The sequence below is a fragment of the Brevibacillus migulae genome, assembly GCF_004521915.1.
Taxonomy (GTDB): Bacteria; Bacillota; Bacilli; order Brevibacillales; family Brevibacillaceae; genus Brevibacillus_F; species Brevibacillus_F migulae.
The window spans coordinates 190320-210065 of record NZ_SDKD01000004.1; the positions used below are offsets into that span (position 1 = coordinate 190320).

The 19746-nt window shown below is 52.0% G+C and carries 18 protein-coding genes; 12 read left to right on the forward strand and 6 right to left on the reverse strand.

Features of this window, described 5'->3' with window-relative positions:
• Positions 1-14: 14 nt before the first annotated feature.
• Positions 15-758, forward strand: a complete 744-nt coding sequence (locus tag EIZ37_RS06345; protein WP_134683734.1) for an MBL fold metallo-hydrolase — start codon at positions 15-17, stop codon at positions 756-758.
• Positions 759-856: 98 nt separating this feature from the next.
• Here EIZ37_RS06345 and EIZ37_RS06350 read toward each other — a convergent pair whose 3' ends face one another.
• The 4 genes from EIZ37_RS06350 to EIZ37_RS06365 all read right to left on the reverse strand — a co-directional run bounded on the left by EIZ37_RS06350 (position 857) and on the right by EIZ37_RS06365 (position 5154).
• Positions 857-3007, reverse strand: a complete 2151-nt coding sequence (locus tag EIZ37_RS06350; protein ID WP_134683735.1) for a YhgE/Pip domain-containing protein — start codon at positions 3005-3007, stop codon at positions 857-859.
• Positions 3008-3171: 164 nt separating this feature from the next.
• Entirely contained in the window at positions 3172-3429 is a 258-nt protein-coding gene (locus EIZ37_RS06355; protein WP_134683736.1) for a hypothetical protein, read from the reverse strand.
• Positions 3430-3471: 42 nt separating this feature from the next.
• Entirely contained in the window at positions 3472-3765 is a 294-nt protein-coding gene (locus EIZ37_RS06360; protein ID WP_134683737.1) for an SAV0927 family protein, read from the reverse strand.
• 33 nt (positions 3766-3798) lie between these two features.
• The gene (locus EIZ37_RS06365) at positions 3799-5154 is read right to left on the reverse strand and encodes an APC family permease (protein ID WP_134683738.1); all 1356 of its coding nucleotides are present in this window, start codon (positions 5152-5154) and stop codon (positions 3799-3801) included.
• 456 nt (positions 5155-5610) lie between these two features.
• Between EIZ37_RS06365 and EIZ37_RS06370 the strand changes: the two genes are divergently transcribed.
• From EIZ37_RS06370 to EIZ37_RS06405, 8 genes are all read left to right on the forward strand, one after another.
• Positions 5611-6891: a Glu/Leu/Phe/Val family dehydrogenase gene (locus tag EIZ37_RS06370; RefSeq protein ID WP_134683739.1), complete on the forward strand. Its 1281-nt coding sequence runs from the start codon at positions 5611-5613 to the stop codon at positions 6889-6891.
• Positions 6892-6964: 73 nt separating this feature from the next.
• On the forward strand, positions 6965-8311 hold the full coding sequence (gene gabT, locus EIZ37_RS06375) for a 4-aminobutyrate--2-oxoglutarate transaminase (protein ID WP_134683740.1): 1347 nt from the start codon (positions 6965-6967) through the stop codon (positions 8309-8311).
• A gap of 393 nt (positions 8312-8704) precedes the next feature.
• On the forward strand, positions 8705-10126 hold the full coding sequence (locus EIZ37_RS06380) for an aldehyde dehydrogenase family protein (protein WP_134683741.1): 1422 nt from the start codon (positions 8705-8707) through the stop codon (positions 10124-10126).
• A gap of 36 nt (positions 10127-10162) precedes the next feature.
• A complete protein-coding gene (gene speB / locus EIZ37_RS06385) occupies positions 10163-11104 on the forward strand; it encodes an agmatinase (RefSeq protein WP_134683742.1) in 942 nt (313 codons plus the stop codon).
• Positions 11105-11287: 183 nt separating this feature from the next.
• Complete coding sequence (locus tag EIZ37_RS06390) at positions 11288-12760, forward strand: aldehyde dehydrogenase family protein (RefSeq protein ID WP_134683743.1); 1473 nt, start codon at positions 11288-11290, stop codon at positions 12758-12760.
• Positions 12761-12790: 30 nt separating this feature from the next.
• A complete protein-coding gene (locus tag EIZ37_RS06395; protein ID WP_134683744.1) occupies positions 12791-14179 on the forward strand; it encodes a putrescine aminotransferase in 1389 nt (462 codons plus the stop codon).
• A gap of 112 nt (positions 14180-14291) precedes the next feature.
• A complete protein-coding gene (locus tag EIZ37_RS06400) occupies positions 14292-16430 on the forward strand; it encodes a sigma 54-interacting transcriptional regulator (protein ID WP_134683745.1) in 2139 nt (712 codons plus the stop codon).
• On the forward strand, positions 16405-16671 hold the full coding sequence (locus EIZ37_RS06405) for a biotin/lipoyl-containing protein (protein ID WP_235827904.1): 267 nt from the start codon (positions 16405-16407) through the stop codon (positions 16669-16671). The genes EIZ37_RS06400 and EIZ37_RS06405 overlap by 26 nt, the downstream gene beginning before the upstream one ends.
• On the opposite strand, the gene EIZ37_RS06410 is transcribed toward EIZ37_RS06405, so the two are convergent.
• Together EIZ37_RS06410 and EIZ37_RS06415 are read right to left on the reverse strand one after the other, a co-directional pair.
• Positions 16668-17129, reverse strand: coding sequence for a hypothetical protein (locus EIZ37_RS06410; protein ID WP_134683746.1), 462 nt, complete (start codon positions 17127-17129; stop codon positions 16668-16670). The two genes, EIZ37_RS06405 and EIZ37_RS06410, sit on opposite strands and share 4 nt — an antisense overlap.
• Positions 17130-17144: 15 nt before the next feature.
• Positions 17145-17906: a DUF5683 domain-containing protein gene (locus EIZ37_RS06415; RefSeq protein WP_134683747.1), complete on the reverse strand. Its 762-nt coding sequence runs from the start codon at positions 17904-17906 to the stop codon at positions 17145-17147.
• A 191-nt stretch (positions 17907-18097) separates the two neighbouring features.
• Here EIZ37_RS06415 and EIZ37_RS06420 point away from each other — a divergent pair, with 191 nt between their 5' ends.
• The 3 genes from EIZ37_RS06420 to EIZ37_RS06430 all read left to right on the forward strand — a co-directional run bounded on the left by EIZ37_RS06420 (position 18098) and on the right by EIZ37_RS06430 (position 19664).
• The gene (locus EIZ37_RS06420; protein WP_134683748.1) at positions 18098-18340 is read left to right on the forward strand and encodes a helix-turn-helix domain-containing protein; all 243 of its coding nucleotides are present in this window, start codon (positions 18098-18100) and stop codon (positions 18338-18340) included.
• Between the two features lie 3 nt (positions 18341-18343).
• Positions 18344-18862, forward strand: a complete 519-nt coding sequence (gene def / locus EIZ37_RS06425; RefSeq protein WP_134683749.1) for a peptide deformylase — start codon at positions 18344-18346, stop codon at positions 18860-18862.
• A 124-nt stretch (positions 18863-18986) separates the two neighbouring features.
• Positions 18987-19664 carry an MgtC/SapB family protein gene (locus tag EIZ37_RS06430; protein WP_134683750.1) on the forward strand — a complete coding sequence of 226 codons (678 nt, stop codon included), beginning with the start codon at positions 18987-18989 and terminating at the stop codon, positions 19662-19664.
• The last annotated feature ends 82 nt before the right edge of the window (positions 19665-19746 follow it).

Here is a 19746-nt window from a genome sequence, read left to right on the forward strand (position 1 = left end):
AAAGGGAGGATTTCGTGAAAATTGCAAATGGTGTTGAGATGATTCAGGTGGAAGTAGAGGGAGTGGGGCGGCGCGATGTCTTGAACCCCGTTCTTATGTGGGATGAGAACGCTGCCGTTTTGGTGGATGCAGGTATGCCGGGAACGTGGCCGCAAATTCGCCAGGCCATGTCAGATCTGGGCGTTGCTGTGAGCCATTTGAAAGCAGTGATTGTCACCCATCAGGACTTCGACCACATTGGCAGTCTGCCCGAAATACTCCGTGACTTGGATGGGCGCGTGGAAGTGTATGCCCATGAGCTCGATAAGCCTTATATCGAGGGGAAATTGCCGCTTCTCAAGACGAATCCTGAGCAAATGAGCAAGGTGCTGGCGTTTCTGCCGGAGGAGGAGCGGCGAAAAGCGCTGCAGATGTTTGCCAATCCGCCGAAAGCAAATGTCGATCGGGTCGTAACCGATGGAGAAGTGCTCCCGATGGCCGGAGGAGTCCGCGTCATTCACACGCCTGGACATACGTCCGGACACATCAGTCTGTATGTGGAGCAAAGCAAAACGCTTATCGCAGGCGATGCGATGATTTGTGTGGATGGGCGCCTGCGTGGACCTGTCAGTCAAACTACACCGGATATGGAGACTGCGATGCGCTCGCTGCAGCGATTTTTGGAGCTTGAGGTGGATGCAGTCATTTGCTATCACGGGGGAGTTTGCGATCAGCATGCGAAAGAACAGATTCGGGAGCTTGCAGATAGTTCCTTTTAAAAGAAAGCGGAAGATACCAAGAATTCCGTATAGGTTCGTTCCTGCAAAAAACCGAGGTGCCAGCCTCGGTTTTTTTGCGGTTGCATATTTGAATATCCCTAGTGAATCAGCTTGCTCTCCTTTGCCTTATTGACCAGACGTGCACTGGAACGGTTAATGATTTTTTTCAGAGCAAGACCAATGACCAGAAAGATCGAGGCGAAGAAAGCAAGCATGAACAAATCTCGCTGCACGATATCCCAGAGGACGCCGCCCACTGCCTCTCGCATCATGCTGATCGCATAGGTGAAAGGCAAAAAGGGATTGATCGCTTGAAAAAAGGCGGGGGTAAGCTGGATCGGAAAGGTTCCCCCGGATCCCGCCAGTTGCAGGACAAGCAGGATAATCGCCATCGCTTTTCCGACATTGCCAAAAACAGAGACCAAGGTATAGACAATGAGCATAAAGACGGCGCTGATCACAAGTCCAAACAGAACGAACCAAAGCTTATCCGCCACATAGGTGCCGAGCACATACATATCGCCTGTCGTGACCACCAGAGACTGCAGAAGCGCGATCGTTAGGAAAGTCAAAAAACGCCCGAAGTAGATGTGGAAGCTTTTCAATGGAGCTTCATGTCCATGAAGCTCTACGGTGAGCAATGAGACAAGCAGCAGGGCACCAACCCATAAAGAAAGTGTTGAAAAGAACGGTGACATCGCAGAGCCGTAGTTGGGAATCGGAAAGAATTTGTTTTCTTTCAGGACCACAGGCTCGGCAAAGAAACGGCTTGTTTTTTCATAGTTGTTTTTGAGCAAATCGATCATCTCGTTCAGATTTTCTTGGGCTTGAAACGCACGAATCTTATCAGCCGCTTGGGTAATTTTCGCTTTCATGCCGGGAAGCGCTTCGTGGATTTCCTCAATTTTTTCCGTTCCTGTGACCAGTCCATTCTGTGCATCAGTCAGGATTCGCTCGATTTCGGGCAAGGTACGGTTCACCTCTTGCAGGACAGTCTGGGCATTTTCTGCCGAATGCTTGGCCGTATCAAGCGTTTTGGCCAGTTGTGGCTCGAGGACCGTGTCATAGTAAGGCATGAGTGTATCCAGAAAGGCCGAGGTATCCTGTGAAAGGGTGTGCAGTTGGTTGACTAAATCCTTTGCCGGCTGTTTTCCATCCTTGACGGCTTGTTCAATGGTTTCGATCAGGGCGAGCTGTTTACTCATTCTCTCCCCTAGATTGTCAAATTTAGCAGCGGCCGGGCGAAACGGATGACCGGGTAAGCTTTGATCCAAGTGCCCCAAAAAGTGACTGAGGCTGCTGGCGATCTTTGCCCCGATCATCAAGCGGAGTGAAACCCGATCAACCGTTGATTGGAGGGTAGCGGTATCGATTTTTGCATCCTGCAGGATTCCTGTTAGTTCTTCCGCTGACTGGGCTGCCTCCTGCAAGAGCTGCAGCTCTTGTTTTACAAGAGGCTTTAATGTGGTATAGGCATCCTCGCTATGCTCCAATAATTGGCCAATCCCTACGGTTAACTGTTCCCCGTCTTTGGCAAGCTGCTCGACGATGGGCATGGTGTTTTGGGCCGTTTGTACGATCTCCTGTGCCTTTTGAGCGTCATTCAGGGCCACATTGACAGCCTTCTCCATCTCCGGGAAGTGCTTCTCCAGCAGGAAAATAAGCTCCACTACCTTCTGAATCGTGGGCAGCTCCTTCTCCAGCTCCACTCCTAATTCATTGAAGATGCGAAAGATAACGCCATTGGCGACTTTGACAAAATTGCTGTTCACTTGCTCGATGATCCCGGAAGCCCCTTTTGAGGTGATTTTCGGTGCGATCGCATTCGATTTCTCGTTTACATAATAAAGAATCTCTGCTTTTGTCGGCTCATCGGTGAGGACGGTCGCAATCTTGGCGGAGAAATCTTCCGGGATCGTGATGCTGGCATAATATTCTCCGTGCTGAACGCCTCTGAGAGCCGTGGATTCGTCTACGAAGGTCCAGCCTAGCTGCTTGTTCGTTTTCAAAGAGGCGATGATTTCCTCCCCGACTTGTATCTTTCTGCCTTGTATGGTTGCTCCTTTGTCCTTGTTGGTCACAGCGATGGAAATGCCGGCTGTATTTCCGTAAGGGTCCCAAGAAGCCTTGATATTGAACCAGGCATAGAGAGAGGGAAGAATGATCAGTCCTAGAATAATGATGGCTGCAGCCCAGTTGGTCACGATATTTCTGAGATCTGTCCGGTAAATGGAGAAAATGGTCTTCATGGAGAACTCCTTTTGGGGTTGGTAATGTTTTGGCTTTGTTTCATTGAGCTTATCCTTCTTCTTTTCGCATGTGAATAAAAAAGATCCTTTCTAGCTAGTTTTCCATAAAAAAGCAGGCGCATTTGCAAGCGCCTGCTTTTTTCTTGGTGGAGGTATGCAACTGTCTAATCACTGCTAGCGCATAACTGATGGGAGCTCTCAGTCAGGAGCGCGATGACCATCCCGGGCTGCACGCGGTCTCCTTGTTTGAAAGAAAAAGCCCTCAGGTACCCGCTGAAGGAAGCTGGCACCTCTATCATTTTTCCGCTGCTGCTTTTAATGAGACACAGAGGCTCGTGCTCGCATATATAGGCCCCTTCCGTTTGCAGCAACCGGTCTACAACGCCATGACAGGTGCTTACGATTTCAATGGTAATTTCCACTTTATCCGTTCCTTTCTTTGCTCGTTCCTTTCCGTCTCCCTTTTAGTCCAGATCATCATGCTTGAATACGGAAGAGAGCGTCTTTTTCAAAAAGGCGGTGACAACCTCCACGTCCTCGATGCGGATATCCAGCTTGCCTATCCAATTGGAATCAAGCGCGATCTCGTCTGAGGAGATCAAGACGGCACGCATATTTTGCAGGGAAAGCACAAAGCTTTTTCCGTCAAAGTGCTGGGAGTAGAAAAAGCCCAAGTCATATCGATTATGCTCCGTCGTAAACGTGACAAAGCGGGAAAGCAGCGTTTCGGATTGATCGTACAGATAGTCAAAGGCCATGATAGTCTCCTTTCAAGCTCAAATCACCCAATCTTACAGGGCGTCCTCAAAATCGATAACAGGTGGTTTCTTTCGGAAGAACCGGGTGGTAACCAAGAGGTAGCCAATGCCTGCCAGCGTCCAGACGAAGCCGAGAGTCAGCGCCTGGCTATCCAAATTAAACCAGAGGAAGGCGACAAAGCTGGCTCCGATCAGCGGAGAGAGTAAATAAGCGTACGTATCCCGCAGAGAGCGCTTTTTCAGGCGGATATAGTAGTGGCTGATGACCGATGCGTTTACCGCAGTAAAAGCGGTCAGGGCGCCAAAATTGATGAAGGCAAGCGCCGTCTCCAGATCCAGGAAAAGCGCAGCAAGCGAACATGCCCCGACAAAAAACACATTGCCTACGGGAATTCCTTTGGTCGCGTGCAATTGGCCAAACAGCTTTTGCGGGAGGACGTTTTCCCTGCCCATCGCATACAGCAGGCGGGATGCGCTCGCGTGGGAGGCTATGCCTGACGCCAGTGCGGCTGTGATGCTGCCTGCCACGAAGATGGAGTAAAAGAGATCACTCCCCAAAATCATCGACATTTCCGGAGAAGGCGAGTCCGGATTGTTGAAGTGACTCAGGTCCGGAAAGGCCAACTGGGTGAAATAAGAAGAAGTGATAAAGATAATGCCGCCGATCAATGCCACTAAAAAGATGCCTCGCGGGATGGTTTTCATCGGGTTGACCGCTTCTTCCGTATAGGTGGTCACAGCATCAAAGCCGAGAAAAGAAAAGCAGAGGATGGCTGCCCCCGTCAGCAGAGTAGGAAAGGAGAGCTCTTCCCCATAGAATGGCCTGATCGTAAATGGACTGGCTCCGCTCACGCCGGTTGTCATGTGAGAAATGGCCAAACAGACGAAAACGGAAACGACAACGACCTGGAAAACGACCAGCAGACCGTTGATATTCGCGGTTGAGCGAATCCCGCGAAAGTTGATGGCGGTAGTGACGAGCGCCAGGAGAATGCCAAGAATCCAATCGGGAACCATCGGAAGGGCTGCGGACAGATAGATTTTGCCCAGCAGCACATTGATGATGGGCAGAAAAACGTAGTCTAGGAGAGAAACCCAGCCGACCAAAAAGCCCAAATGGGGATTGATGGTTTGACGGGTATAAGAATAGGCGGAGCCAGCTACCGGAAACTGCCTGACCATTTTTCCGTAGCTGGAAGCGGTAAACAGCATCGCTGCGAGAGCGAGGATATAGGCAGAAGGCACGTGTCCGCTCGTTTCCTGCGAGACGATGCCGTAGGTGTCAAAAACGGTGATCGGGGTGAGATATCCAAGGCCCAATACAATGACTTGCCATAGTTTCAGACTTCGTTGCAGTGCAGGAGCTTTATATTCAACGCTATTTTGCATGACCAATCCCCTTTGCAATGTTTATCTGTAAGCGATTTAATAACTGACATTATAAAATATTCTGTCATTTTTTTGCATCTTTTCAATCCTATCCGGTTCTCCCGATCATAATCGTGCAATTCCTCCAACTGCACGGCTGCGATTCTTTTTTGCCTCAGCCGTTTGTTTCATGCTTCAGCCCCCCTATGCGTCCAATGCCCATGACGCGATGATCGAACATCGACTACTTCTAGCAAATCATGTGCCAACGAAAGGAAGCCCGCTTTTTGAAGTGTGACCGTAAAAGATCGTACAGGCAGAGGTGTGTCTATCTATGCAAAAATTCATACGTTACCCAGTCTTGCATAAATCGATTGGAGGCGCTTCCACAAATATCAGAAGCTTGCGGTTGGCATACCACTTGCTTAGGCATCAAAGGGAGCCACATAAAAATAATTGGTCATGAGGTGTTTAACGATGTCGGTGCAAGCGAAAGAAATCAGCCAGCTTCACGAAGAAAAGAGCAATCCGCTACAGGAATTTCAGCAGCATCTGCGTGAGGTATGCGAGCTTCTGCAATATTCGGAGGCAGTCTATGATCTGCTGAAGGAGCCGCTTCGATTTTTCAAGGTGCGGATTCCTGTGCGCATGGATGATGGGACGACACAGGTGTTTACAGGGTATCGCGCCCAGCATAATGATGCGGTGGGACCGACCAAGGGAGGAATTCGTTTTCACCCTGGGGTCACGGCGGATGAAGTCAAGGCGCTCGCTGGCTGGATGAGTCTGAAGTGCGGCATCGCCGACTTGCCATACGGCGGAGGGAAAGGCGGAGTCATCTGCGATCCGCGTCAAATGAGCACAGGGGAGCTGGAGCGCCTGAGCCGTGGTTACGTGCGGGCGATCAGCCAGATCGTCGGGCCGACAAAGGATATTCCCGCGCCTGATGTGTTCACCAATCCGCAAATTATGGCCTGGATGATGGATGAATACAGTGAGATCAGAGAATTCGAGTCGCCTGGTTTTATTACGGGCAAGCCGCTCGTATTGGGGGGATCGGTCGGACGAGAGACGGCCACCTCGAAAGGTCTTTATCATATATACAATCTGATCACGCGGATGAAGGGGATTCCGGTACGGGAAGCGCGCGTGATCATCCAAGGATTTGGCAATGTGGGCAGCTATCTCGCGAACTTTTTGCACGAGCAGGGTGCGCGGGTGGTCGGAATCGGCGATGCGAATGGTGCGATCTACAAGGAGAGCGGGCTGGATATCCCGAGTCTCTTGGATCGCAGGGATTCCTTTGGTACGGTGACACACTTGTTTACGGACAAAATCAGCAACCAGGAGCTGCTGGAGAAGCCATGCGACATCCTGATTCCGGCAGCCTTGGGCAGACAGATTACCAAGGACAATGCGGCGAGGCTCGGGTGCAAAATCGTCATTGAAGCGGCAAACGGACCGACCACGGCAGAGGCGGAGAGCATCCTGGAGGAGAGAGGAATCGTGGTCGTGCCTGACATTTTGGCGAATTCAGGCGGTGTTATCGTTTCCTATTTTGAATGGGTGCAAAACAATCAAGGATTTTACTGGGACAGCGCGACCATTGATAAGCTGCTGCAGGAGAAAATGGAACAAAGCTTCCGCAAGGCTGTCGAGACCTCGCAGCAATACGGTGTCAGCATGCGCAAGGCCGTGTACATGGTAGCGGTAAAGCGGCTGGCAGAAGCGGCGTATGTACGGGGCTGGGTGCAGTAATCGGAAGGGATGCTGGCTTGGCACGCAATTTGCTGGTGAGAACATGATGACGACGATAGAGGAGGAGATTGTGTTGAAAAGTGCTACCAAAAGCTTTGTCAATATCCAGACGACGATTCCCGGGCCGAACGCACGGGCTCTGCTGGAGAAAAAAGAAAAGAACGTGCCGCGCGGACCATTTACGACAGTCGCCAGCTTTGCCGCAAAAGGAGAAGGCGCGCTTTTGACCGACGTGGACGGAAATACGTTCATCGATTTTGCCGGTGCGATCGGCACGCTGAACGCGGGGCATTGTCCGCCGAAAGTGGTGGAAGCCCTGAAAGCACAGCTGGACAAGTACATCCATCCTTGCTTCCATGTGATGATGTATGAGCCCTATGTGGCGCTGGCGGAAAAGCTCAATCAGATTACGCCTGGCACTCACACGAAAAAGACCTTTTTCCTGAACAGTGGAGCGGAAGCCGTGGAGAATGCCATTAAAATCGCCCGGAAGTATACCGGGAGAAAAGCCGTGATTTCCTTCGAGCGCGGGTTCCACGGGCGTACGCTCCTGGGCATGTCGCTGACAAGCAAGGTAAAGCCTTACAAGTACGGCTTTGGACCGTTTGCCCCGGACGTGTACAAGATGCAGTACCCATATTACTACCGTGCCGAGCATGGGGTTTCTCCTGAGGATGTCGACCGTGAGATTTTGAAGAAGCTGGAGGAGTTTTTCTTGGTCGAAGTAGCCGCAGAGGAAGTGGCTGCCATCATCATGGAGCCGGTACAAGGCGAAGGCGGATTCGTGATCCCGTCCAAGACGTTTGTGCAAGGCGTAAAATCCATCTGTGAAAAGCACGGCATCCTGTTTATCGCCGATGAAATCCAGACAGGTTTTGGCCGTACGGGGAAAATGTTTGCCATGGAGCATTTCGATGTGGCGCCGGATCTGATGACCATGTCCAAATCGATCGCAGCAGGGCTTCCGATCAGTGCGGTGACGGGACGCGCGGAGATCATGGATGCGCCAGATCCTGGTCAGATTGGCGGCACGTATGGGGGCAGCCCGCTTGGATGTGTGGCAGCGCTGCAGGTGATTGAAATGATGGAAGAAGAGCATCTGTGTGAAAGAGCCAACCAGATTGGCGAGGCGGTCATAGCGCGGTTCAAGTCGATGCAGCAAAAGTACGCTGTGATTGGCGATGTGCGCGGGCTGGGAGCGATGGTCGCGGTGGAGCTGGTAAGGGATCAAGCGAGCAAAGCGCCTGCCGACAAGCTGACTGCCAAGATCGTGGCCGCATGCAACGCACGCGGCGTCATTACGTTGAGCGCTGGAATATTCAAAAACGTCATTCGTATCTTGTCGCCGCTGGTGATTACCGATGCGCAGCTGCAGGAAGGATTGGATATTATCGAGGAAGTATTTGAGGATTTGGCATAAAGGGAAGTCTCGGGAGTGCTGTCAGGGCAGACAGCACTCTTTTTTCATATGCAGATCAGTCTTTGTCAAAAGCAGGGGGGTTCTTACGATACATGATGCAAAAATGCATAGATTATGCAAATTTGCATAAAAACGTGACGATACACTGCGTATCTGCCTGCCTCCAAAGCTGGCACAGCTATTGCAAGAATATTCGGTGTACACAAAACGCCTGCATGCAGGGGGAAGGGAACAAGGGGGTGTCAGCTTCAATGAAACGTAAGCTTTTCCTCATTGCAGTCCTGCTTTCCATGATTCTGGCGCCACACAATCGCCTATTCGGAGAGGTGGCCCTGTAAAGAGGTGGAGAGCGCAGGGCGGAAAACCATATCAAAAACAAACAAGGTGATATGCATGAAACAAAAATTGTTAATCAACGGTGAATGGATAGAAGCAAAGCAGTATGTCACGCTGCAATCTCCTTACAGCGGTGAGGCGATCGCGGAAATACCCGCTGCCACGATTGAGGAAGTGGATGCCGCGATCGAAGCAGCTTATCAGGCGAGGCATGTGATGGCAGCGATGCCGGCCCATCGACGGGCAGCCATCCTGGAGAAGCTGGCTATGCTCATGGAGCAGCGATCGGAGGAAGCTGCCCGCCTCATCGCGCTGGAGGCAGCGAAGCCGATCGCGACGGCAAGAGGGGAAGTCGCCCGCACGATCCAAACGTATAAATTCGCCGCCGAGGAAGCCAAGCGGATTCATGGCGAGACACTGCCGCTGGATGCTGCTCCGGGCGGGGAAAATCGTGTGGCCTATACGGTCCGGGAACCATTGGGCGTCATCGGAGCGATTACGCCGTTCAATTTTCCCATGAATCTGGTGGCCCATAAGGTAGGGCCGGCCATCGCAGCCGGCAATACGATCGTTTTGAAGCCGGCTGCCCAGACGCCTCTTTCCGCCTTTTTTGTGGCTGAGCTGCTGCTGGAAGCAGGCTTGCCGGCTGGTGCGCTGAACGTCGTGACGGGCAGCGGCAGTGTAGTGGGTGACCGCATCGTTACGGATGAGCGGGTGCAGAAGGTGACCTTTACCGGAAGCCCGGCGGTCGGGATCGGTATCCGCAACAAGGCAGGCTTGAAACGGGTGACGCTGGAGCTCGGCTCCAACGCTGCACTGATCGTGGATAAAGGCGTTTCCCTCGAGAAAATCATCGCGCGCTGTGTGCAGGGGGCATTTGCCTATCAGGGGCAGGTATGTATCTCCTTACAGCGGGTGTATGTGCATGAAGACGTCTACGAACCGTTTGTGAATGCCTTCATCGAAGCAACCAACCGCCTCATCGTTGGTGACCCGCTCGATTCCCAAACAGACGTATCCGCATTGATTTCCCCAGCCGATGTGAAACGCACGCTGTCTTGGATCGAGGAGGCACGTCAGCATGGAGCGCAGGTGGCCACTGGCGGAGAGGCACAAGGGAATATCTTGCTGCCAACCGTCTTGCTGGGCGTAGACCCGGCACAAAAAGTATCCTGCCAGGAAGTATTCGCTCCGATCGTACTGATCAACAAAATCAGCTCGGTGGAAGAGGGCATCGCCTTGGTGAACGAGTCCCGATACGGCCTGCAGGCGGGCATCTACACAGACAATATCCATACCGCATTGACAGCGGCGGAAAAGCTGCATGTGGGCGGTGTGATCATTAATGATATTCCGACATTCCGTGTGGATCACATGCCATACGGCGGTGTGAAGGAGAGCGGCGTCGGACGGGAAGGCGTGAAATACGCCATCGAAGAGATGACAGAAATGAAGCTGGTTGTCTTCAACCGGAATTAATCCATAGCACATGTAACGAACGGAGGATGTAACAGCATGCAGTACCCACTTTCACCAGACGTAAAGCCGGAATTTTGCACGACAGGCACGTTTATGCGTCTGCCGTCTGCCAGAGAAAAGGCCAGGGTGGCGATCCTGGGACAGCCGTTCGATACGGCGGCTTCCTTCCGCGTAGGAGCCCGGTTTGCCCCACAGGCGATACGGCAGGCTTCCATGACATTGTTTCCGTATCATCCGACGCATCAGGTCTATCCTTTTGAAGATACCCAGGCCATTGATATCGGGGATGTACCCGTCATTCCGCACAATATCCACCGCAGCTACGAGCTGATGGAAGCGGCCATGCTGGATCTGATGCAAAAAGGCATCGTCCCGATCGGCTTGGGAGGAGACCACTCTGTCACACTGGCTTCGCTGCGGGCGGCGAAAAAAGTATACGGACAAGTAGCGTTGATCCAGTTTGATTCGCATACGGACACGTGGGACACGTACTATGACGAGAAATATTGGCATGGCTCGCCGTTCATCCGGGCGCATGAAGAACAGCTGCTCCAAGCGGATAAAGTGTTCCAGGTGGGCATTCGCGGCACGCTCAACCACCCTGGCGACCTAGAAGCGAGCTATGAGCTGGGCTACAACGTCATCACGACACAGGAGCTGCGCAGCCGCGGCTTTGACGATGTGATCCAGCAAATCAAAGCGACAATCGGGGATACTCCCTGCTTCTTGACCTTTGACATCGATTTTGTCGATCCGGCTTTTGCGCCGGGCACGGGCACGCTCGAAGTGGGCGGCTTGACCAGCCATGAAGCGCTGCAAATGATCCGGTCCCTGACGGATCTCAACTACGTCGGCTTTGATTTGGTGGAGGTGCTGCCTCCGTACGATCCGACGCAGATTACGTCGCTTCTGGCGGCGACACTCATTCATGACTTTGCCGCGTTGGTCGCTTTGAGGGAAAAGCAGGGCAAGAGATAGTCTGTGGTCGTCCGATGCAAATATGCATCATCAATGAATGATTGCATGCATGCGTACGATTGCATCATTACACAAAACCATATGCGTATTCACGACTTTGCGGTTGGCACAAGTGTTGCTACAGGGAATCGATAGTGCCGTGTTGTCGTAGAGGAGCGCAGCGAAAGGGAGAGGATTCTGAGCATGATGCACCTGAAAATGTACATCAACGGCGAGTGGGTCGATGCCGCAAGCAAAAAGACCCGTGAGATTGTGAATCCCGCAAATGGAGAGATCATCGCGTTGGCGGCGGAAGGGGATGTGGAAGACGCGCGGCACGCCATCCAAGTCGCCCGCCAAGCTTTTGACAGCGGAGTCTGGTCGGAGCAGCCGCCAGCTGAACGGGCACGCTATCTGTTTGCCATCGCTGACAAGCTGGAAGAGCGGGCGGAAGAGATCGGCCGGCTGGAGACTTTGGACAACGGAAAGCCGCTCCGCGAAACCGCTTTTGACGTCGCGGATGCTGTCGCTTGCTTCCGTTACTATGCAGGGCTGGTGACCAAGCCGGACGGACAGACCTACCATGTGGCAGACCCGATGCAAGCTTTGGTCATCCGCGAACCGGTCGGTGTCTGCGGCTTGATCGTACCGTGGAATTACCCGCTCTTGATGGGGGTGTGGAAGATCGCTCCAGCGCTGGCGGCAGGCAATACGATCGTATTCAAACCGTCGGAGATCACACCGGTCACGACCATCAAGCTGTTTGAGATCATTGACGAGGTAGGCATCCCCAAAGGAGTCGCCAACATGGTGCTGGGAGCAGGTGCTACCGTAGGCAACGAGCTGGCCGAAAGCCATCTCGTAGACAAAATCTCTTTTACGGGCGGCACGGTCACGGGACGCAGCATCATGAAAGCCGCTGCCGGCAACATCAAAAAGATTTCCCTGGAGCTGGGCGGCAAATCGCCTAACATCGTATTCGCTGATGCGGACTTTGAAACAGCGGTGGATTACGCCCTGTTCGCTATTTTTGCCAATCAGGGGCAGGTGTGTGCCGCGGGTTCCCGCCTTCTGCTGGAAGACAGCATTCACGACCGCTTCGTAGAACGGCTCGTGGAGCGGGCGAAAAACATCCGTGTCGGCGCCGGTGACGATCCCTCCACAGAAATGGGGCCGCTGGTCAGTCAGGCGCATATGGAAAAAGTCCTGCATTACATTGAGCTGGGGAAGGCCGAGGGCGCTCGCCTTATGTGCGGCGGCAACCGGATCACGGACAACGGGCGGGAGAAAGGCTACTATGTGGAGCCGACCATTTTTACAGATACCACCCCTTCCATGAAAATCGTTCAAGAGGAAATATTCGGTCCGGTACTGGCCATTCAGCGTTTTCAGGATGAAGCGGATGCCATCCGCATCGCCAATGACACGGTGTACGGCTTGGCAGGCGGTGTCTTCACCCAGGACGGCGCCAAAGCGATGCGCGTCGTCAAAAAGCTGCGCGCCGGCATTACCTGGATCAACTGCTACCATCCGACTTACAACGAAGCGCCGTGGGGCGGTTACAAGCAAAGCGGGATCGGGCGCGGACTCGGCACGTTTGGCTTCGATGAATTTACAGAAGTGAAGCAAATCAACATCAATTTGCAGGTGCAGCCAACAGGTTGGTTTGAGAATTAGACAATTGCCTATACACAGGAGGGAAACCAAATGAGCAAAGCATTGGAGAACAAGCAGGAAACCACGAAGATCAATGAACGGTACCAGGAAGTATATGCCTATACGCAGCAGGTGCTCGACCTGATTGCCAAAGAGGATGTCACCGAGGAAGAAGCGGCGTGGGTCACCCGCCAGACGGTTGATAATTTCCGCGATCACGTCAATCCGGGCTTCCTCGGCTACCGCAAGTCGGTTACCAAAGACGGGCAATTCGCCGCCGTGGAATGGAAGGATGCGGGCCCGAACTCGTTTATGGATGTAAATGGCAAGGTGTACATCGACTGCTTGGGCGGATTTGGCATTTATAACGTCGGACACCGTCATCCAAAGGTGGTGGAGGCGGTGATCAACCAGCTCAACCGTCAGCCGCTGCACAGCCAGGACCTTCTCGATCCGCTGCGTGCGATGCTTGCCAAGATTTTGGCAGATGTGACACCGGGTGATTTGAAGTACGCCTACTTTGCCAACAGTGGCACGGAAACGGTGGAGGCGGCGATCAAGCTGGCCAAAATGCACACCGGGCGCACTACCTTTATTGCGACAACCAAAGCGTTCCACGGAAAGAGTCTGGGTGCGCTGTCCGCTACTGCCAAGGGAGTATTCCGCAAACCGTTTTTGCCGATGATCCCCGGCTTCCGCCATGTTCATTTCGGCGATATCGACATGCTGCGCAAAACGTTTGAAGCGTGCGCACTGGTCGGCGAAGAGATTGCCGGCGTCATTTTGGAACCGATTCAGGGAGAGGGCGGCGTGAATCTTCCGCCGGATGGCTATCTGAAGCAGGTCCGGGAGCTGTGCGATCAGTACGGGGCACTCCTCATTCTTGACGAAGTGCAAACCGGGATGGGACGCACGGGCAAAATGTTCTGCTGCGAGCATTACGATGTCGTGCCGGACATTCTGTGCTTGGCCAAAGCGTTCGGCGGCGGGATCATGCCTGCGGGAGCTGTCGTAGCGACCGAAGAAGTGTTCAAGAGCTTTTTCCCCAATCCGTTTGTGCAAACCACCACATTCGGAGGCAACCCGCTCGCATGTGCGGCAGCGATCGCGACGTTCAACGTGCTGATCGAGGAAAATCTGCTCGATCGCTGCGTGGAGATGGGCGAGTACTTGCTGAAAGGTCTTCGCGAGGCGGCAACCGCCCACAGCGACAAGGTTCAGGAGGTACGTGGAAAAGGCCTCTTGATCGGGGTCGAGTTCCATAGTGACGAGATCGGCTATGAAGTGTCCAAGGGTCTGTTCGACAACGGCGTGCTTGTCGCCGGAACACTGATCAATGCGAAAACCATCCGCATCGAGCCGCCGCTCACTATCACGTATGAAGAGGCAGACCAAGTGATCGCCACCTTCAAAAAAGTATTGCCACAGGTGAACATATAAGCGGGAAACCTGGAAAAGAAGACTGAATGCCGGTCTTCTTTTTCGCCTTTCCCGTCCCTGGCAATCCTAGATTATAATGGAAGGGACAAGACATACACCCCAGGGAGGACCTATGGCTTCAAAATGGTTCGTCAGAAATGCCCACACCGTATCGTTTGAATCTTCTGCCAATGATGTTTGGGACATCATGTCGCGATTCAATGAACGCTATGTGTTTGTTACGGACTCCGAGGAAATGGGAAAGATCGTTGCCTACATACGGGACACGGACATCATGCCGTCCCTCAATGATCCCGCCTGGAAGAATCATGCGGTTCGTCAGCTGCCATACCATACGAATATCACCTTCTTTCAGCGGGAAGCGGATGTGCTCGACTTTTTCAAAGTGTTCGGGGAAGAAGTGGTCGTCATCCTGAATCGGGAAGGACAGCTGGAGGGCTATTTGAATCGTGAAGACATTCTTTACTATTTGCTGACCAATCAATCGGCCCATACGGACTGGATTCGCTCCCTGTTGAATTCCATACCAATGGGCATCATTATAGCGGACATCCATGGACGGATCGAAAACTTCAGCTCCGAGGCGCTGCGGATGATGCGGGTGACTGCTGATGAGCTCCGCAGCCAACGGGTAGGAGAGCTGCTCGACCAAAACGTTTTTCTCAAGGTCGTGGAGAACGGAGAAGCGGTCTTAAACCATATCATTGTCAATGACCGCATGGGAGTGCTTGCTGATTTCGGCCCCATCCGCAACCGGCATGGCAATGTCACGGGCGCCATCATCGTCCTGCAGGATTTGCCTTTCATCGAAAAGATGGCGATGGAGATGGAATATGTCAAAAATCTCAATACCGATCTGCAAGGCATCCTCTCCTCCATTTACGACGAGATTCTGGTTCTCGATGCAAAGGGTGTCTTGCTACGATACAGCGGCAATTTGATCAAGGATTTCTGGGAGATCAACAAGGAACAGCTGATCGGCTTGAATTTGATGGAGCTGGAGCACGAGGGCACGTTTTTCTCCGCCATCGTCAAAATGGTGATCGAGCGAAAACGCAAGGTGTCCGTGACACAGGAGAGCCGATCCGGCAAAAATGTGCTGGCTGTCGGCAATCCGATTTTCGACGAAAAAGGAAAGCTGGAGCGGATCGTGATCGCGCTGCGGGATGTGACAGAGACGGTGATGCTGAAGGAAGAGCTGCTCCAGGCCAAAAAAATGTCAGAGAAATACAAGAAGGAGCTTGAGCATCTGCGCGACCAGAAGCAGTATGCCAAAAACCGCCAGCTGATCTATGCCAGCGAGCAGATCGAACAGGTCATGAAATACATCCAAAAAATCGCCAATACCTCCTCGACAGTCCTGTTGACCGGGGAGTCCGGGGTCGGAAAAGAAGTGTTTGCCCGCACGATCTATGAGCTGGGGCCGCGCTGCAGCAAGCCGTTTGTAAAAGTAAACTGCGGGGCTATTCCGGAGACGCTGCTGGAGAGCGAATTGTTCGGCTATGAAAAAGGGGCTTTTACCGGTGCGAATGCGAGTGGAAAGCCAGGCTATTTCCGCATGGCGCACAAAGGTGTCCTGTTTCTGGACGAGGTCGGGGAAATGCCGCTCAATCTCCAGGTAAAGCTGCTGCGGGTATTGCAGGAGCGGGAAATCATCCCGGTAGGCGGTTCTGAAGTGGTAGAGGTTGACGTGCAGATCATCGCAGCGACGAATAAGAATCTCGAAAAAATGGTAGAGGAAGGCACCTTCCGCGAAGATCTGTACTACAGGTTGAACGTCATCCCGGTTGTGATTCCGCCATTGCGCGATAGGCCGGAGGATATTCCGTTGATCAGCCTGCATTTTCTGCAATTGTTCAATGAAAAGTACGATCGTACCACGCAGCTTTCCCAGGATGCGCTTGATTTGCTGGAGTCATATCCTTGGCCAGGCAATGTGCGTGAATTGCAAAATATCGTGGAACGGCTGGTTGTCACGGCCGATGAGGATCTGATCGAGGCTCACCATATCACCCCGCTGTTGAAAAAAGGGAAAAAGCAGTATGTGAAGCAGCGCATGAACAAAATCATGCCGCTGAAAGAAGCGACGAGAGCGATGGAGGAGCAATTGATCAAGCTGGCCATGGACGAATTCAAGACGACCTCCCTGGCAGCAAAAATGCTGGGTGTGAGTCAATCCACCATCAGCCGCAAGTATCAGGAAATCCAAGAAAAGATAAGGCGGGGTGAGCAGATTGGGTTTAAAGTATGATGTGATATCGCCATTCGAGGGGACCATCGAGCGAACCTGGTTTCAATCAGGCGACTGGGTGGAAGAGGGAGAAGTGTTTTGCACGCTGACAGTCACAGGCAAAAGAATTGATATCCTGTCGCCTGTGACGGGTTACGTGAATGAAATCGAGATCGAGCAAGGGGAGCTGGTGATTGTAGGCATGATTTTGGCTTCCATCATGATGAGCGATGTTGAGGGAGGAAACCCTACATCGATTTAGCTCGGCTCCGGAGTTCGTCCCACCGTCAAGGCACGGTAGCTCCACAAAATCTCCCGGATGTTGTGGGATTTTTCCTCCGCACATTGGATGATAACCGTGATTTCCGGAAGCTTCTGTGACTGTTTTTGTGGAGAGCGGTTCTTTTCAACGATACTGTAAACGCCATATCCCAGAAAAAAGCCGATGATGGCGGCGAACAAACCGCAAAGGATAGGCCCCCAGGCCAGAATAAATCCAAAGCTCGTCCCGATTACCGTGCTTGCAGTCGCTGTAGCAAAGCCTACTTCCACGGCTTTCGAATACGGATCGTGGGATTTGGTCATGAGCTGAAAGGGGGCATCAGGCTTGGCATCCATCGCGACCACCATGATATGATCCCGTGGGATACCGCTTTTCTCAATCACAGATAAGGCTTGCTCCAACTCAATGGATTGTTGAAACGTTCCGATGATCAACATAGAGTGGACACCTGCTTACGAAAAAATGCGAACCTTGGAGTGGCGGTACCGTTCCGCGAGATGCTGACGCTGCTCCAGGCGAAAGAGACGGTTATGCTCAATGGCTGTGACGTACGAATGGTAGACAGAACCGCCAATCACGGAGGGCATAAATAACAGCCAGTGTGGATGGAGGATGGCGGTCGATTCATGAAGACGGCCGATGATCAAATAAAAAAGTGCCTCATGGGCGCGCGAGAGGGTAAGGTAAATCCACCACCATACAATCGCGTAAAATGCCAGCCCAAAACGATGGTTGTAGAACTGGCCAAGACCCGGAAAGAACAGGGAGTACATGGCTGCAATCAACGGACTTTTCTGTTCCATATACTGAACCTCTAACGCGAAAAGCCGCGTGCTGGGCAGCCGTTCATTCTCAAGCTCGGCAAGATGACAGAGCTTGTTTTGGAGCAAGGCGATCCGGTAGCTGTCCCAAATCGCAAATAAATACACAATGATGTAGGCAATGACCCATCGCGGCTGCAATATCGACCTCGCCAAATCGAATTTTCCGCAAAACGTAAACACCATCGCTTCATTCAGGTGCGACATCGTATTGGACATCACTTCAAACAAGGTTAAAAATGTCGCCCGCAAATAATGATTCAGCAAGAAATGACCAAAGCCGGGAAAAGCGGCTGACCACCAGGCAACCATGAGTGGATGTTGCCGCTGCAAATGAGTGATGCCGAATACAGAAATGGTGGCGAGGCGGTGGCGAGCATGTGAATTGATCATGGCGATACCTTCTTGCTTGAGAAATAAAAACAAATACTGCCCATATTTTCCTAATGGGTAGTTTGCTTTGAGGAACGGGTTTTCATTCGTTTTTGGGAAATTCTTGGTAGCTTTTTTCGGCCAAGTAACGTATATTAGGTAATGCCTAACAAAATAAGGCAACAACTAATATTCGTCAGTGAGGGATATACATGCTTGAATGGATGCTGCGAAAAGTGATGGCCGAACGTGGAATCTGGTCAGGTGCGGCGCTGGCAAGAGTGCTGCAGGAAAAAGCAAACTATCGGTTGTCCGCACCATCGATCAGCGCACTGATCACGGGTCAGCCGAAGCAGATGAAGGCGGAAACGTTGGATGCTTTATGCACGGCATTGGAATGCTCGCCAAGTGATCTCTGGGTGCACACCGCACCGAAGGATATGAAGGGGGCATAGCGCATGTCGCAAAAACAAATCGTTCCATTCGGAGATCCGATTTTGCGAAAAGTGGCCAAACCGGTAGAGCAAGTCACTCCCAAAATCATCAAGCTGCTCGATGATATGGCTGCGACGTTGTATGCCGATGAGGGCCGGGCAGGCCTGGCTGCTCCACAGGTCGGTTTTTTGAAAAGAGTGGTTGTCATGGATTGCGGAGACGGGCTGATCGAACTGATCAATCCGGAGATCCTGGAAATGAGCGGGGAACAGGTTGGACCAGAGGCGTGCTTGTCTTTCCCGGGGTATGCCGGCAATGTGAAGCGGGCCAAGTATGTAAAGGTCAAAAGCCTCAACAGGCAAGGAAAGCCGTTCATTCTCGAAGGAGAGGATTTCCTTGCCCGTTGCATACAGCACGAGGTAGATCATCTGGATGGCATCCTGTTCGTCGATCATGTGCAAGACAAGTGGCTCTTTCATGAAAAGACCAAAAGGAAGCTAGATTTGCTGGAAGTCATCAAGCTGACCAATCAAGGGATCTGACCGTCTTGAAGGATTGGTCTTGCATTTCTGGTTTGATTCGCTGAATCCCGGCTGCGCAAACATACATACATCAAGAGCAAGCTGATTATACTGAAAACAACTGTGAATGGACGGGAGAGAGCGTATGGCCTATGAGTTATTTCTAAAGCTAGGAGTGGCTTTATTATTAGGATTATTGATCGGGATCGACCGACAATTGAAGAGCAAGCCATTAGGTGTAAAAACAAGCATGGTCATTTCTGTAGCCAGCTGTCTGGTGACGATCGTGTCCATTGAATCCGTACACAGGTATTCGTTGTCAGGGCACACCAATATGGATCCGATGCGCTTGGCTGCACAGGTAGTCAGCGGAGTAGGTTTCCTCGGTGCAGGGGTGATCCTGCGCAGGAGCAATGATGTCATATCCGGATTGACTACGGCATCCATGGTATGGGCAGCATCCGGTCTGGGCATATCAGTCGGAGCTGGTTTCTTCATAGAGGCTGTCACTGCTAGCGTGCTTATCCTCATCGCGATCAATGTATTTCCATTTTTGATCCGATTTATCGGCCCTGATTCACTGCGAAAAAGAGATTTAAACATTGTGATGATGTTGGAGGACGTTCAGGAATTGGACGCTATCTTTAAGCAGATCAAGCATCTCGAGATGAAAGTAAAACGGGTGAAGGTAAAGGATATAGACAAGGGGTACAGAAAACTGGAAATGACGATTGTAGCCGCCGAAAATATTTACACATCGGAAGTCTATACTTCATTAAAACGATTGCCGCATGTCGTCTCTGTGGAAGTGGAAAGCCGATAGTCGTATGCTGAAAGATGCTTCGACAGTCTAACCCTTGATACACAAGGGTTATTTGTTATGCTCCAATGACATAACCATTGCA